The 14,207-nt window shown below is 69.0% G+C and carries 15 protein-coding genes; 7 read left to right on the forward strand and 8 right to left on the reverse strand.

Annotation, left to right across the window (positions count from 1 at the left end):
* Positions 1–240 precede the first annotated feature (240 nt).
* Both DFQ59_RS17040 and DFQ59_RS17045 read right to left on the reverse strand, forming a co-directional pair.
* Complete coding sequence (locus tag DFQ59_RS17040; protein WP_114280932.1) at positions 241–1,497, reverse strand: TlpA disulfide reductase family protein; 1,257 nt, start codon at positions 1,495–1,497, stop codon at positions 241–243.
* A 66-nt stretch (positions 1,498–1,563) separates the two neighbouring features.
* Entirely contained in the window at positions 1,564–1,905 is a 342-nt protein-coding gene (locus DFQ59_RS17045; protein ID WP_114280933.1) for a hypothetical protein, read from the reverse strand.
* A 196-nt stretch (positions 1,906–2,101) separates the two neighbouring features.
* Here DFQ59_RS17045 and msrB point away from each other — a divergent pair, with 196 nt between their 5' ends.
* The 6 genes from msrB (at position 2,102) to DFQ59_RS17075 (ending at position 7,457) form a co-directional block, all read left to right on the forward strand.
* Positions 2,102–2,503 (forward strand): peptide-methionine (R)-S-oxide reductase MsrB, encoded by a 402-nt coding sequence (msrB, locus tag DFQ59_RS17050; protein ID WP_114280934.1) that lies wholly within the window; start codon positions 2,102–2,104, stop codon positions 2,501–2,503.
* A gap of 117 nt (positions 2,504–2,620) precedes the next feature.
* Positions 2,621–3,826: a TraB/GumN family protein gene (locus DFQ59_RS17055; RefSeq protein WP_114280935.1), complete on the forward strand. Its 1,206-nt coding sequence runs from the start codon at positions 2,621–2,623 to the stop codon at positions 3,824–3,826.
* Positions 3,827–3,911: 85 nt separating this feature from the next.
* Complete coding sequence (locus DFQ59_RS17060) at positions 3,912–4,700, forward strand: DUF169 domain-containing protein (protein ID WP_114280936.1); 789 nt, start codon at positions 3,912–3,914, stop codon at positions 4,698–4,700.
* A gap of 144 nt (positions 4,701–4,844) precedes the next feature.
* The gene (locus DFQ59_RS17065; protein ID WP_114280937.1) at positions 4,845–5,210 is read left to right on the forward strand and encodes an antitermination protein NusG; all 366 of its coding nucleotides are present in this window, start codon (positions 4,845–4,847) and stop codon (positions 5,208–5,210) included.
* A 7-nt stretch (positions 5,211–5,217) separates the two neighbouring features.
* The gene (locus DFQ59_RS17070) at positions 5,218–6,267 is read left to right on the forward strand and encodes a glycoside hydrolase family protein (protein WP_211314985.1); all 1,050 of its coding nucleotides are present in this window, start codon (positions 5,218–5,220) and stop codon (positions 6,265–6,267) included.
* A 227-nt stretch (positions 6,268–6,494) separates the two neighbouring features.
* Positions 6,495–7,457, forward strand: coding sequence for a phosphoribulokinase (locus tag DFQ59_RS17075; protein WP_114280938.1), 963 nt, complete (start codon positions 6,495–6,497; stop codon positions 7,455–7,457).
* A gap of 93 nt (positions 7,458–7,550) precedes the next feature.
* On the opposite strand, the gene rsxD is transcribed toward DFQ59_RS17075, so the two are convergent.
* Together rsxD and cimA are read right to left on the reverse strand one after the other, a co-directional pair.
* A complete protein-coding gene (rsxD, locus tag DFQ59_RS17080; protein ID WP_114280939.1) occupies positions 7,551–8,576 on the reverse strand; it encodes an electron transport complex subunit RsxD in 1,026 nt (341 codons plus the stop codon).
* 126 nt (positions 8,577–8,702) lie between these two features.
* Positions 8,703–10,319, reverse strand: coding sequence for a citramalate synthase (gene cimA / locus DFQ59_RS17085; RefSeq protein WP_211314986.1), 1,617 nt, complete (start codon positions 10,317–10,319; stop codon positions 8,703–8,705).
* 128 nt (positions 10,320–10,447) lie between these two features.
* On the opposite strand from cimA, the gene efpL reads away from it, so the two are divergent.
* Entirely contained in the window at positions 10,448–11,011 is a 564-nt protein-coding gene (gene efpL / locus DFQ59_RS17090) for an elongation factor P-like protein EfpL (RefSeq protein WP_114280940.1), read from the forward strand.
* A gap of 347 nt (positions 11,012–11,358) precedes the next feature.
* Here the strand turns inward: efpL and DFQ59_RS17095 are convergent, their stop codons facing one another.
* The 4 genes from DFQ59_RS17095 to DFQ59_RS17110 all read right to left on the reverse strand — a co-directional run bounded on the left by DFQ59_RS17095 (position 11,359) and on the right by DFQ59_RS17110 (position 14,141).
* Positions 11,359–11,709, reverse strand: a complete 351-nt coding sequence (locus DFQ59_RS17095; RefSeq protein WP_245937305.1) for a TusE/DsrC/DsvC family sulfur relay protein — start codon at positions 11,707–11,709, stop codon at positions 11,359–11,361.
* 115 nt (positions 11,710–11,824) lie between these two features.
* Positions 11,825–12,217: a CoA-binding protein gene (locus DFQ59_RS17100; RefSeq protein ID WP_114280942.1), complete on the reverse strand. Its 393-nt coding sequence runs from the start codon at positions 12,215–12,217 to the stop codon at positions 11,825–11,827.
* Between the two features lie 72 nt (positions 12,218–12,289).
* Positions 12,290–13,198 carry an LOG family protein gene (locus DFQ59_RS17105; protein WP_114280943.1) on the reverse strand — a complete coding sequence of 303 codons (909 nt, stop codon included), beginning with the start codon at positions 13,196–13,198 and terminating at the stop codon, positions 12,290–12,292.
* Between the two features lie 196 nt (positions 13,199–13,394).
* On the reverse strand, positions 13,395–14,141 hold the full coding sequence (locus DFQ59_RS17110) for a sulfite exporter TauE/SafE family protein (RefSeq protein ID WP_114280944.1): 747 nt from the start codon (positions 14,139–14,141) through the stop codon (positions 13,395–13,397).
* Between the last annotated feature and the right edge of the window lie 66 nt (positions 14,142–14,207).

The raw sequence follows: 14,207 nt of genomic DNA on the forward strand, positions 1-14,207 counted from the left end.
ACGGGATTCAAAGACAAAGACTCTTTAGCCGCAGATTACACAGATTACGCAGATTGTTGATGCAGGGAGCCGACCGATGTACCGGTGAATGGCTCGTTTCCACCAGAGTGGATCCACATCACGGCTCCAGCACCGTTGCTGCAACCGGCGCTTGGGCTGCATTCAGCAGAGGCTGGATTCCAAATCCGCGTAATCGGCGCAATCTGCGGATAAAAGGTATTTGTTCTTCAATCCTGCCATTCACTCCGCGAGCAGCGACTCGATCTGCGCCACCACCTCGGGGTCGTCCCATTCCAGGGCGCCGAAGAAGGCGAAGCGGATGTGACCGGCACGGTCCACCACGAAGCTGGTGGGGAAGCCGTGCACCTCCCAGTCCTTCAGCGCCACGCCGTCGGGGTCGATCAGCATCGGAAAGGTCACCTCGAAGGGCGCCGCGAAGGTACGCACCGTCTCGGCCGTCTCCCCCACGTCCACCGCCAGGACCTGGAAGCCGCGGTCGCGCAGCCTGGCGTAGAGGCGCTGCAGGGAGGGGATCTCCTTGACGCACGGGGGACACCAGGTGGCCCAGAAATTCACCAGCACCACCTGTCCGCCGAGGGCGTCGAGCGCATGCTCCCCATCCTCCAGGTCCTTCAGCACCAGGGGCGGCGTGGCCCCCTCCCCCGCGTAGGGCTTGAGCAGGCGGCTGCGCGGCGCATCGGCCTGGGCCAGGGCGCCGCGCTCCGGCAGGGGAGCCGCCACGCGCGGCCTGGCGTAGCTCTCCAGCATCCACAATGCCTGGCTCACCTGGCCCGGCAGGCGCCGGGTCATGGCCTCCTCCACCGGGGTGAAGTCAGGCCGCTGGTTGTAGCCGTCGGAGACCTCCTCGAGCATCTGGGTCGTCACGTTGCTGCCGCCCCGCTCCAGCAGCTCGGTCAGGCGCTCCAGATGCCAGCTGGAGGCCGACAGGGTGGGCTGGAAGATATAGATGGGCAGGTTGGTGGCGGAGGCGATGGGCAGGTAACGGGCCTCGGCTCCCCCCTGGGGCGTCTCGGCGTAGAGGTTGGGGTGGAGCAGCACCGCCCCCAGCAGACCCGCCTCGCCGGGGTGGTCCAGCTGCCAGGCCCGGGCAGCCCCGAGGGCAAGGGGCGCGGTGCGCCCGGAGGCCATCAGGACCACCCGCCGGCCGTCCGCGGCCGCCGCCTCGATCAGTGCCTGGCCCAGACTGTCCGGGACCTCCTTCAGGCTGCCGCGCCCGGGCGAGAGCAGCAGCGCGAGGTGGATATCGGGCATCCAGACCTCGAACCCCATGCCCGCCAGCGCTTCGGCGGTGGGTCGCTGGCGGGGAGCGATGCCATGGTCCGAGGGCAACCACAGGATGCGCGTGTCGCCCGTGGCCGGATAGGTCTCGACCGCAATCTTCTCGCCGCCCGGCAGGGGCACCTCGAGGTTCCCGGCCCGGGCCGTGAAGGCCGTCAGGAGGGCCAGCAAAAACAATATCGGGCGCAGCACCGCCATTCTCATCACCCAGCCTCACACTCGGAATCCATGCCTGCAGCCACGCCGGTGTACCCGCACCGGCCCTCAGTCGATTTCCCGCCCCTGGCCGTCCAGCAGGACGGTATTCTGGGGTTCGCCGTCGGTGTCGATGCGCACCGTGTGCACTTCCGGCAGGCGGGAGACGATATACCCCGCCATGCCCTGCACCATGGCCGCGTTGCCGGCCTCCACTGCCAGCAGCAGCCGCTCGGCCGCGATCCGGGCCCGCATCACCCGCCCGGGCTTCTCCAGGAATTCCGGGCCCACCTGCCAGCCGGCGTCCATGTCCCGGTCCATCTTGTCGAAGAATTCGCTCCCTGCAGCCAGCGTCTCGGCGCTCACCTCCACCGGGTGGTGCCGCTGCTCGATCACAACATCCAGCATCATTCTCCAGTTCTCCGCGTCAGCATTCGGGTGCGGGCATTGTAACAGAGACCCAGGGTGCTGAATTCCCGAACTTTTCCAGGGCCTTGCGCACTGAACCCGGGACGCCCCTGATGGTCTATCCTGTTGACCTGCCGAAGGATCTCCTACCGCCCGCGAGCGGTACACAGTGCGGCCGACATGGCCACGGGGAGTTACCATGAGTGACAAGATCGTCCTTACCGACGCGGAATGGCGCGAGCGCCTGACTCACGAGCAGTATCGCGTCTGCCGCGAGAAGGGAACCGAACGGGCCTTTTCCGGTGAGTACTTCGACACCAAGACCCCGGGCACCTACCACTGCGCCTGCTGCGGCCAGCCCCTGTTCAGCTCCGGGGACAAGTTCGACTCGGGCACCGGCTGGCCCAGCTTCACCGCCCCGGTGGCGGAGCAGAACGTCCGCTTCGAGGAGGACCGCAGCCTGTTCATGCGCCGGGTGGAGGTGCTCTGCGCCCGCTGCGATGCCCACCTCGGCCACGTGTTCGACGACGGACCCGCCCCCACGGGCAGGCGTTTCTGCATGAACTCCGTGTCCCTGAAGCTGGAGCCGGAGGAGAGCTAGCCATTCGGCAGGCCCCCTCGCGGCACATCGGGATGTGACGCGCGGCACCGCCCACTCCCGGGACCCCGCGGCGGGGGTTCGGGTACAATCCCGGCATCACCCGCCCTGGAGCCCCGCATGCCCCCTGAGTCCGCCCCGCAGGAACCCCTCGCCACCCTCACGGTGGAGGGTTCCGAGATCACCCTGCTCGGCACCGCCCATGTCTCCCGCGCCAGCGCCGAGCAGGTCCGCATGCTGCTCTCCGGCGACGACTTCGACGCGGTGGCGGTGGAGCTCTGCCCCAGCCGCCACCACGCCCTGGTGAACCCGGACGCCCTGTCGCGGATGGACCTGTTGCGTGTGGTGCGCGAAGGCAAGGCGGCCATGGTGACCGCCAGCCTGGCGCTGGGCGCCTACCAGCAGCGCCTGGCCGAGCAGTTCGGCATCGAGCCGGGGGCGGAGATGCGCGCGGCGGTGGATTGCGCCCGTGAGGCCCACCTGCCGGTCCTGCTCATCGATCGCGAGGTGGGCACCACCCTGCGTCGGGTCTACCGCAACGTCCCCTGGTGGCGGCGCCTCAACCTGCTCTCGGGCCTGCTGGCCAGCGTGCTCTCGAAGGAGGAGGTGAGCGAGGCGGAGGTGGAACGGCTCAAGGAGGGCGACGTGCTGGAGACCACCTTCTCCCAGTTCGCCGACCGGGAGCAGGAGCTCTACGAGCCGCTGGTGGATGAGCGCGATCGCTACATGGCCGCGCGCCTGCGTGCCGAGATCCGCGCCTCCGCCCACCCGCGCATCCTGGCGGTGGTGGGGGCCGGTCACCTGAAAGGCATCGCCCGCTACCTGGCCGAGGATCGCGGGGACCCGGATGCCCTCATCCGCGAGCTGGATCACTTGCCGCCGCCCAGCCGCTGGCCGCGGCTGCTGCCCTGGATCATCGTGGCGCTGGTGGTGGTTGGCTTCGCCATCGGCTTCGCCCGCAGCCCCGACCTGGGCTGGACCCTGGTGGCCGACTGGGTGCTCATCAACGGCGGGCTGTCCGCCCTTGGCGCCCTGCTCGCCGCGGGCCATCCGGTCACGGTGATTGCCGCCTTCCTGGCCGCCCCGCTCACCTCGCTGAATCCCACCGTTGGCGCCGGAATGGTGACCGCGGCGGTGGAGGGCTGGCTGCGCCGGCCGCGGGTGGGTGACTTCTCCCGCCTGCGCCACGACACCACCCGCCTCTCCGGCTGGTGGCGCAACCGGGTGGCGCGCACCCTGCTGGTGTTCCTGTTCAGCACGCTGGGCTCGGCGGCCGGCACCTACCTGGCCGGTTTCCGCATCTTCGGCCGCCTCGCCGGCGGCTGACGCCGGGACCGGATCCGCCACCCTGGCCCCGGGCTGCGCGCGACCCCGACACCCGAACGACAAGAACCGTGATGGAGGAGCCGACATGGACCTGAAGCCGCTGCGGGAAGCCCTGGACCACTTCGTGCGTCCGGCCACCTACCCCCTCGCCATCCGCATGCTCGCCCCGGGCGAAGCGTTCCCCGGGCGCTGCAAGCGCCCCCGGCGGGATCTCCAAGAGGCGTTCGCCATCTGCCAGGGCTTCACCATGGCGCGACGCTACGGCTGGAGCCTCGGCTTCACCCGCGAGGACATCTCCTGCCCCCTGGCCAAGGTGGTGTGGGGCTTCGAGCCGATGCTCGACTACTACCTGAACGGCATGACCTGCGCCGGCATGTACACCGAGACGCCCGCGGCCGGCGCGGTCTCCGAGGCGGCGGTGGACAAGTGGGAGTACGGCCGGTGGGAGGGGGTGGTGATGGCCCCCCTGCACCGCGCCGACTTCGAACCCCACGTGGTGCTCGTCTACGGCAACTCCGCCCAGGTGATGCGGCTGGTGACCGCCCGGCTGTGGCAGAGCGGCGGCCGGGTGGAATCCTCCTTCTCCGGGCGCATCGACTGCGCCGACGCGGTCATCACCACCATGCAGCGCGACGACTGCCAGGTCATCCTGCCCTGCTACGGTGATCGCATCTTCGCCCAGACCGAGGACGGGGAGATGGGCTTCACCCTGCCGGCCGGCCGCATCGGGGCCATCATCGCCGGGCTGGAGGGGACCCACCAGGGCGGCGTACGCTACCCGGTACCCAGCTTCCTGCGCTACACCGGCGAGTTCCCCGAACACTACCGGGAGTTGGACCGCCAGTGGGCCGCCGATGCCGGGGAAGAGCCATAGGAACCCGCCGGGAACGGGGTTCCGGCACCGAGCGCACCGCCTCGCACCCGGAGGCACGGGCCGTGGTCCGCCGGAGGCTGTCCCCGGGCGCGACGCGGCACACCGACTGGCCACGCCGCCGGACACCCGCTAACCTGAGGCGCCATGATAGGCAAGATTCTCTTCACCGCAGCGATCATCGGCGCCCTGCTCCTGTTCGCGCGCACCCGCACCGCGAGCCGGCCGCCGCGCCGCGCCCCGGCACCGCCGCCCCGGGCCAGCGCGACGGCGCGCCTGGCCGCCTACGGCACCCTGGCCGTGGTGCTGATCACCGGGGCGGTCTTCTACTACCTGGACTGGCGCGAGGATCACCGCGTCATCAGCATCCGCGTCATCAACGCCACCAGCGGCGAGGCGGTCACCTACCAGGCCTACAAGTCCGCCATCGAGGGACGCAGCTTCGAGACCCTCGACGGCCGCCAGGTGACCCTCTCCGACGCCGAGCGGGTGGAGATGGTCGAACTGCCCTGACCATGCCATGTCCCTCCTGCTCTTCGGCCTGCCCGTGCCCGACCACCCGGCGGGGAACGCCGCCGTGACCCCCCTGGAGATCGCCGCCTCGGGCGCCGCCTGCCTGGCCGGCCTCGTGGATGGAGAGGGCCGCTTCCGCTACCGCTTCGACGCCGACAGCGGCGCGGAGGCCTCCGGCTACAACATCCTGCGCCATTGCGGCACGGTCTGGGCCATGCTCGACGTGCACCGCCACAGCGGGAGTCCCGGAACCCTCCCCGAAACCGCGGTGCGGGCCATGGCATGGCTGCTCGACAACCACCTGCGCTTCTTCCGCGCCGTGGACAACCCGGTGCTGGTGGAGGAGAACAGCATCAAGCTCGGCGCCAATGCCCTCGGCGTGCTCGCCCTGGTGGCCCTGCACCGGGCCACCGGCACCGCGCTGGCGCTGGACCTGGCCCGCGGCCTGGCCGGGTACATGGTCGGCGAACAGCGCCACGACGGCGATTTCGTGCACAAGCGCTTCTTCCGCTCGGGCCGGGTCTCCGATTTCCGTTCCGAGTACTACACCGGGGAGGCCCTGCTGGCCCTGTGCGAGCTCGGCGCGGCGACCGGCGAGGCCCGCTGGCGCGAGGCCGCCGCCGCCGTGGCCGACCGGCTCGGCCCGCTGGACTACGGCGTGGAGCAGCACTCCCACTGGATGCTCTACGCCCTCGATCGCCTCCACGAGGCCACCGGCGCGGAGCGCTACCACCGGCATGCCGAGCGCATCGCCCGCCATATCGTCGCGCACCCGGACTACCGGGCGTGGCGGCGCAGCACCCCCATCGCCTGCCGCAGCGAGGGGCTGCTGGCCTTCCTGCGGCTGCTGGAGCGGCGCGCCGCGGTGGAGGACCTGGCCCTGCGCCAGGCCTGCCTCAATACCGTGCGCGAGAACCTCGCCCTGCAGGCCGGGTTCCGCACCCCGGCGGGCTGCTTCGTGCGCGGCGGCGGGGACAGCCGCGGACGGGAAGTGCGCATCGATTACATCCAGCACAACATCTCCGCCTTCCTGCACTACCACCTGGGCGGCTACTGACAGCACCGGCCGACGCCCCCGTCGCACATGCCGGCCGCGGCATCCGCCGGGTTCGTGCGCCCTGGGCGACGGGGCCAAGGGGGCCATGTTGCTCTGCACCGTGCACCCGGTGCCGGTTTCGGGTATGAAGAGCAGTTTAAGCGTTTGTGAATATTCCCCGGCCGTGCCGAATACGCCCGGCGGGGGGAGCCGGAGGCACAGGCGCCCGGATCAGACACGGAGAGTGCATGTCCAGCAAGCATCCCATCATCGCGGTGACCGGCTCCTCGGGCGCCGGCACCACCACCGTCCGCGCGGTGTTCGAGGACATCTTCAAGCGCGAGGCGGTCAACGCCGTGTGCGTGGACGGCGAGAGCTTCCGCCGCTATGACCGCGACACCATGCGCGCGGCGTTCCGGGCATCGGTGGGCGAGGGACGGCCCATCAGCCACTTCGGGCCCGAGGCGAACCTGCTGGACCGGCTCGAGGGGCTGTTCCGCGAGTACTCGCGCACCGGCACCGGCCTCATCCGCCGCTATGCGGGCACCGCCGCGCAGGCCGAGGCGCTGGACGTGCCGGAGGGCAGCTTCACCCGCTGGGCGGAAATCTGCGACGGCACCGATCTGCTCTTCTACGAGGGGCTGCACGGGGGCTGCATCGAGGCCACCTGGTCCCACCGCCACATGAGCCCCTCCCACAACCCGTTCGTCATCCGCGAACGCCACCGGCTGGAGACCCGCTACGACACCGGCATCGACGTGGCCCAGTGGGTGGACCTGCTCATCGGCGTCGTGCCGAGCATCAACCTGGAGTGGATCCAGAAGATCCACCGCGACACCACCCTCAAGGGCGCCTCGGCGGAGGCGGTAGTGGGCACCATCATGCGCCGGCTGCCCGACTACATCCGCTACATCACGCCCCAGTTCTCGCTCACCGACATCAACTTCCAGCGCGTGCCGCTGGTGGACACCTCCAATCCCTTCATCGCCCGCGACGTGCCCTCGCTGGCCGAGAGCATCCTGGTGATCCGCTTCCGCGAGCCCAAGCGGTTCGACTTCCCCGAGTTGCTGCAGCGGATTCCCAATGCCTTCATGTCCCGCCCCAACACCCTGGTGGTGCCGGGCGGCGAAATGGAGCACGCCCTGCGGGTCATCTGCACCCCGCTGGTCCACGAACTGGTGGAGCGCATGCGCCACAGCCGGGAGCTGTGAGGGGCCCCTGCGGGGCAGGGGTACGGATGAAAGGGTTACGGATAAAGATCGACAGTTCTCCTCGATCTGTGACCCCGTAACCCCGTGACCCTTTCATCCCTCCCGGTGGCCGTAGACCCGGGGGCGGACGAAGTGGTCGATGGTGGGGGCGGCGATGTTCATCAGCAGCACGCCGAAGGCCATCCCGTCGGCATAGCTGCCATAGGTGCGGATGATCCATACCAGCACCCCGACGCCGGCGCCGAACACCAGCCGGCCGCGGCCAGATGCCGCGCCGCTCACGGGATCGGTGGCGATGAAAAAGGCTCCGAGCAGGGCCGAGAAGGTGAAGACGTGGAACCCCGGGCCGGCGAACCGATCCGGTTCCAGCCCGTGGAACAGGCCCGCCATCAGGGCCAGCGCACCCAGCAGGCCCACCGGCACATGCCAGGTGATGACCCGGGTGGCGAGCAGCGCCAGCCCCCCCAGCAGCAGCATGATGTTCACCATTCCCCAGCCTGGCCCGCCGTAGCTGCCGAACACGGGCTGGGTCATGATCTCCGCGACCGTGCCGCCCGCACTGAGGCTGTTCTGCAGGTGATCCAGGGGGGTTGCCATGGTGATGGCGTCGATGGCCAGGCCCGCGGGCAATTGGCCGGCGAAGGCGAACTGCAGCTGATCGGAGAAGCCGAGGTGGATATCCCGCAGGACCATCGGCGGAAGCCAGGTGGTCATTTCCGGCGGGAAGGCGATCAGCAGGACCACGTAGCCCACCATGGCCGGATTGAAGACGTTGTTGCCCAACCCGCCGTAGAGGTGCTTGGCCATGATGATGGCGAAGGCCGCCCCCACCGCGGGCAGCCACCAGGGCACCAGCGGGGGCAGACAGACAGCGAGCAACAGCGCCGTGACCAGCGCGCTGCCGTCACGCAGAAACACGACCACCGGCCGCCCGCGCAGCCGCAGCATCAGCGCCTCCGCCGCCAGCGCCACCACCACCGCCACGGCGATGTTGATCACCACACCCCAGCCGAAGCTCCAGGCCTGGACGACGATGGCGGGAACCAGTGCCGCCACCACCAGCAGCATGTCGCGGGTAATGCTGCCGGTGGTGTGGACATAAGGCGGACTGCTGGGCATGGATGCGCGGCTCCCTGGGCGGATAATCACTAGTATGCCCAGTCCGCACCTTCGGCGCGAATACCGCGACGTCAACCCACAGATTCCGCAGGGATTTCCCCTCCGGCCTGACGCCCGGCCCCGCCGTTACCCGGCCTCGGAGACCGGCGCTGGACGATTCGCCCCGGTGCGGGTCAGGAGTGCGAACTCCATGCTGTCGGAGAGCGCCCGCCAGCTCGCCTCGATGATGTTGGGGCTGGCGCCCACCGTGGTCCAGCCGCGCTCCCCGTCGTGGAAATCGATGAGCACGCGGGTGGTGGCCGCGGTGCCCTTGTCGCTGTCCAGGATGCGCACCTTGTAGTCGGTGAGCCGGACCGTGGCCAGCTCCGGATAGACGTCGCACAGCGCCTTGCTCAGGGCATGGGCCAGGGCGTCCACCGGACCGTTGCCCTCGGCGGCGGTGAGCTTGAGCGCCCCCTCGATGCGCACCTTCACCGTGGCCTCGGAGAGCAGCCCGCGGCCGTGGCGCTGCTCGGTGAGCACCATGAAGTCGACCAGCTCGAAGGGCGGGGTGTAGTCGCGGCTCACCCGGTAGAGCATCAGGTCCACCGATGCCTCGGCCGCCTCGAAGGTGAAGCCCTCGTGCTCCAGTCGCTTGATCTGGTGCAGCACCCGCTGGGCGTCCTCGCGGTTGATCTCCAGCCCCCGGGAGCGGGCCTGGTAGACCAGGTTGCCGCGGCCGGAGAGCTCCGAGACCACCGCACGGGTTTCGTTGCCCACCCGCTCCGGGTCGATGTGCTGGTAGGTGTCCACCGCCTTGAGCACCGCGGCCACGTGGATTCCACCCTTGTGGGCGAAGGCGCTGGCGCCCACGTAGGGCGCGTGGCTGTCGTGCTTGAGGTTGGCCAGCTCGGCGGCGAAGCGCGACAGGGTGGTGAGTCCGCGCAGCTGCTCGGCGCTCACCACCTGCAGCCCCATCTTCAGCTGCAGGTTGGGGATGATGGTGGTGAGGTTGGCGTTGCCGACCCGCTCGCCGTAGCCGTTCAGGGTGCCCTGCACCTGGGTGCAGCCGGCGCGCACCGCCGCCAGGGTGTTGGCCACCGCGCAGCCGCTGTCGTTGTGGACGTGGATGCCCAGCGGGACGCGGGTGCGGGCGCGCACCTCGGCCACGACCGACTCCACCTCCCAGGGCAGCGCGCCGCCGTTGGTCTCGCACAGCACCAGCGCGTCGGCCCCCGCCTCCTCGGCCGCCAGCAGCACCGCCAGGGCATAGGCGGGATTGGCCTTGTAGCCGTCGAAGAAGTGCTCGGCGTCCAGGAACACCTCCCTCCCCCGGGCCTTCATGTAGGCGACGCTGTCGCGCACCATGGCGAGGTTCTCCTCGCGGGTGGTGTCGAGCACGGCGTCCACGTGGTAGTCCCAGCTCTTGGCCACCAGCGTCACCACCGGGGTCTCGGCATCCAGCAGGGCCTGCAGGTTGGCATCGTCCTCGCAGCGGCCGTGCTTGCGCCGGGTGCTGCCGAAGGCGGCCACCTTCGCCTGCCTCAGCCCCAGGCTGCGGACCCGCGTGAAGAACTCGGCATCCTTGGGATTCGAGCCCGGCCACCCGCCCTCGATGTAGTGAACGCCGAACTCGTCGAGCCTCCGGGCCAGGGTGAGCTTGTCGTCGCACGAGAGCGAGATCTCCTCGCCCTGGGTGCCGTCGCGAAGGGTGGTGTCATAGATGAAGATGCGGGACATGATCGCCTTGCTGATGGTATCCATAAGAAAGATTTATATTCTGACAGCGAACCCCACCCCGTTGCCAGCACTTGTCCGCCCCCCCTGCCCGTGAGCGTCCCGAGCGGATAAACTTGTGCCCCGATTCTTCCAGCCCGGCACGGGATGCGAACATGAAAGCCACTGAACTCAGGAAAGGCATGGTCATCCAGATGGACGGCCGCAACGTGGTGGTCAAGGACGTCCAGGTCCAGACCGCCTCCTCCCGCAGCGGCAACACCCTCTACAAGGTGCGCGGCCGCGACGTGGTCTCGAAGCAGAAGTTCGAGGCCAGCTTCAAGGGCGACGAGTGGGTGCAGACGGTGGACTTCGAGCGCCGCCCGGTGCAGTACCTCTACCGGGACGCCGACGGCTGCACCTTCATGGATCGGGAGAGCTACGAGCAGTACACCTTCGACAGCGAGGCGCTGGAGGAGGAGCTGCTCTACCTCGGCGAGAACCTGGAGGGCATCTACGCCCTGGTGGCGGACGGCATGCCGCTCGGCATCGAGCTGCCGGCCACGGTCGTGCTGGAGATCACCGAAACGGCCCCGGCGATGAAGGCCGCCTCCGCCTCCGCCCGCAGCAAGCCCGCCACTCTCAACACCGGGCTGGTGGTCCAGGTGCCGGAGTACCTCGCCCAGGGAGAGGCCATCAAGGTCAACACCCTGACCGGCGAGTTCATGTCCCGCGCCTGAGCCCGGCGCCCGCGTCGTCCAATCCTGTTCGTTGCCCCGGCCTGCCGCCGTGACCACGGCGCCGGGATGGAGTTGAAGCGGGATTCGAAAGGGGAGGAAGGTAGCCGGCCGGGGTAGGCAATCCGGGCGGGAGTGGCAGGCTGCTCAAACCTGTTGGACCCGGACCGCCCGCCTGGCGAACCCGCGCGCGCTCGGGTGCACCACCGCACGCGCGCGTTGCGTGGTCCGCCAACCCCGGCCGGCTGTCCTGATTCTACCCCTGCCGGGGAGGTGAAAATATCGGGCTGCGGCGAAGCGTGAACCCGGTCACACTTTTTAACCGGGCTGAAGCACCGGAACGCCGCTCCCTACTTCACCGTACCGCCGGCGGGACTCACGCTGCCGGACGGGGCATCCAGTCCGGCGACGCGGCAGCCCTGGGCGATGGGGCCGCCGGGGAACAGGGTATAGAGGTACTTCATCCCCCCCTCGGCGTGGAACCGCTCGTCCAGCGCGTCGTGGACCTCCCGGGCGTTGATGCTCTCGTGCCTGGCGAAGTAGGCCTGCAGGGCGCGCACCGCATCCCAGTGGGTTTCGGTGAGGGTCAGTCCCTCGCGGGCCGCCTCCTCCATCGCCGTCTCCCGGGTCCAGAACTCCGGGGCGTGGGGGAAATCCGGGTCGCGGTCGAACTCCAGCCCCGGATGCAGCACTTCGTTCATGGTATCCGGCATGTCCTCGATCCTCCCTGTTCTGGTCGGTTTCGTTGAGACGCATACATACGAACACTATAGAACACCGGCAAGACCGCGGTCGTGGCTAGCCGCCCGGCCGCTCTCAGAACTGCCGGGTCCGCAGCATCACCAGGGTGCAGCCGTGGATGAAGGGAATCTCCAGCGACTGCAGCCGCGCCTCCAGCTCGGCGGACTCGGTGCCGGGATTGAAGATCACCCGTCCCGGCCTGAGCGCCACGATGTCATCGATGAGCGGCCGGCTGCGCTCGGGACCGACATAGAGGGTGAGGGTGTCCACCGGCCCCTCCACCGCCTCCAGGGAGGGGGCCGCATGCAGCCCCTCGATGTCGGTGAACCGGGGATGCACGGGCACCACCCGGTAGCCGTGCTCCTTGAGCAGGCGCACCGCCTGGTTGGAATAGCGCGCCGGCTTCGGGCTGGCGCCCAGCACGACGACGGTATGATCATGATGGAGTGCGTGGCCGGTGTCGAACATGTCAATGTCTGCCTCTGCAGAGGGGCCCTCGAGCCCCTGAACCCGGGAACTGACCCGGCAGGGTAAACGGAATCAGCGGCCCCGCACCAGCCCCGTGCCCGCGTAGAAATCGACGATGTAGCTCCAGGCCTCCTCGGCCGTCTCCACGAACCGGAACAGGTCGAGATCCCCGGCGTCGACGGTCCCCTCCTCCACCATCGCCTCGAAGTCGATGATGCGGTCCCAGTAGGCCTTGCCGAACAGCAGCACCGGTACGGGCTTCACCTTCCGGGTCTGGATCAGGGTGAGGGTCTCGAACAGCTCGTCCAGGGTGCCGAATCCGCCCGGGAAGGCCACCAGCGCCTTGGCGCGCAGCAGGAAGTGCAGCTTGCGCATGGCGAAGTAGTGGAACTGGAAGCTCAGCTCCGGGGTGATGTAGGGATTGGGATTCTGCTCGTGGGGCAGGACGATGTTCAGACCGATGCTCCGGCCGTTGGCATCGAAGGCGCCGCGGTTGGCCGCCTCCATGATGCCCGGCCCGCCGCCGGTGATCACCACCAGCTCGCAGCGGCCGGGGCACTGGCCGTCGGAGGTGATCATGTGGCCGAGCTTGCGCGCCTCGTCGTAGTAGGCGCTCTTGGCCAGGATGCTGCGGGCCACGCGCACCGCCCGCTCCGCCGCCGGGTCGCCGGGAGCGGCGCGCAGGCGCGCCTCGGCCGCCTCCAGGTCGCGGCAGGCGCGCTCCTCCTCGGGGATGCGGGCGCTGCCGAAGATGACGATGGTGGACTTGATGCCGTAGTCCTGCTGCATCAGCTCCGGCTTCAGCAGCTCCAGCTGCATGCGCACCGGCCGCAGCTCCTCGCGCAGGAGGAACTCGTGGTCGGCGAAGGCCAGCCGGTAGGAGGGTGACCGGGTCTGCGGCGTCTCCACCGGGTGGGAGGCGATGCGATCGTCCTCCTCGGCGGTGGGGAACGCCGGGTTCGGATGCTTCAGATCGGTCATGGGGGAATCTCTCCTCTGGTTCTCGGCGGCCATTGAACGGGCGGACAGGATGGGGTGCGCGGCTCGATTCTACCAGCCGCGCCCGGCCCGCAGGCCGTGCTTTTCGTTGTTCTGATACCTTTAGATGGCCTGCCGGCAACGGAGGTTCATTCATTGGCCGTTCCGGACAATCCGCGCGGGATTGCCGGAGCCGCCCTCAACCCGCGGCCACGTCCCAGGCCAGTTTCAGTCCGGTCACGAACAGCAGCGCGTAGCAGACCTGGTAGAACAGCCGCACCGGTATGCGCGAATGGAGCCACACGCCCAGCGCGATGCCCAGGGCGCCGAGCGGCAGCAGCACCAGCGAGGTGAGCAGGTTGCCGGCGTGGAACTGGCCGAGCCAGGCGTAGGGGATGAGCTTGACGTAGTTGACCACGATGAAGAAGACCACCGAGGTGCCCACGTAGACGGTCTTGTCCAGCCGGCGGGAGAGCAGGTAGACGTTCACCGGTGGCCCGCCGGCGTGGGCCACGAAGCTGGTGAAGCCCGCCAGCGCGCCCCAGAAGCCGCCGGAGACGGCGTCGGGGCCGCGTCCGCCGCTGAGCCGGGGGCGGAACCAGAAGTCGAGGGTGAAGAGGATGGCGATAAGCGCCACCATGAGCCTGATGAAGCGTTCGTCGATGAAGCGGAAGGTGAAGGCGGCGAGCGCGATGCCCGCGACCGCCGCGGGCAGCAAAACCTTCAGGTGCCCCCCGTCCCAGCGCCCGCGGTAGTGCCAGACGCTGAGAATATCCATGAAGCAGAGGATGGGGAGCATCACCGCCGCGGCCTGCACCGGCGGGATCACCAGCGCCAGGATGGGCACCGCCATCACCCCCAGCCCGCCCCCCAGCCCCCCTTTAGAGGTGCCGGTGATGAGCACCGCGACGACCGCGGCGGCATAGAACCAGGGATCGGTGATCAAGGGTCGTTGATTTTCCGGTCAACCACGAAGGACACGAAGAACCGTGTTCAGTGTTCAGTGTTCAGT

Origin of the sequence: Thioalbus denitrificans (assembly GCF_003337735.1) — a bacterium.
GTDB lineage: Bacteria > Pseudomonadota > Gammaproteobacteria > DSM-26407 > DSM-26407 > Thioalbus > Thioalbus denitrificans.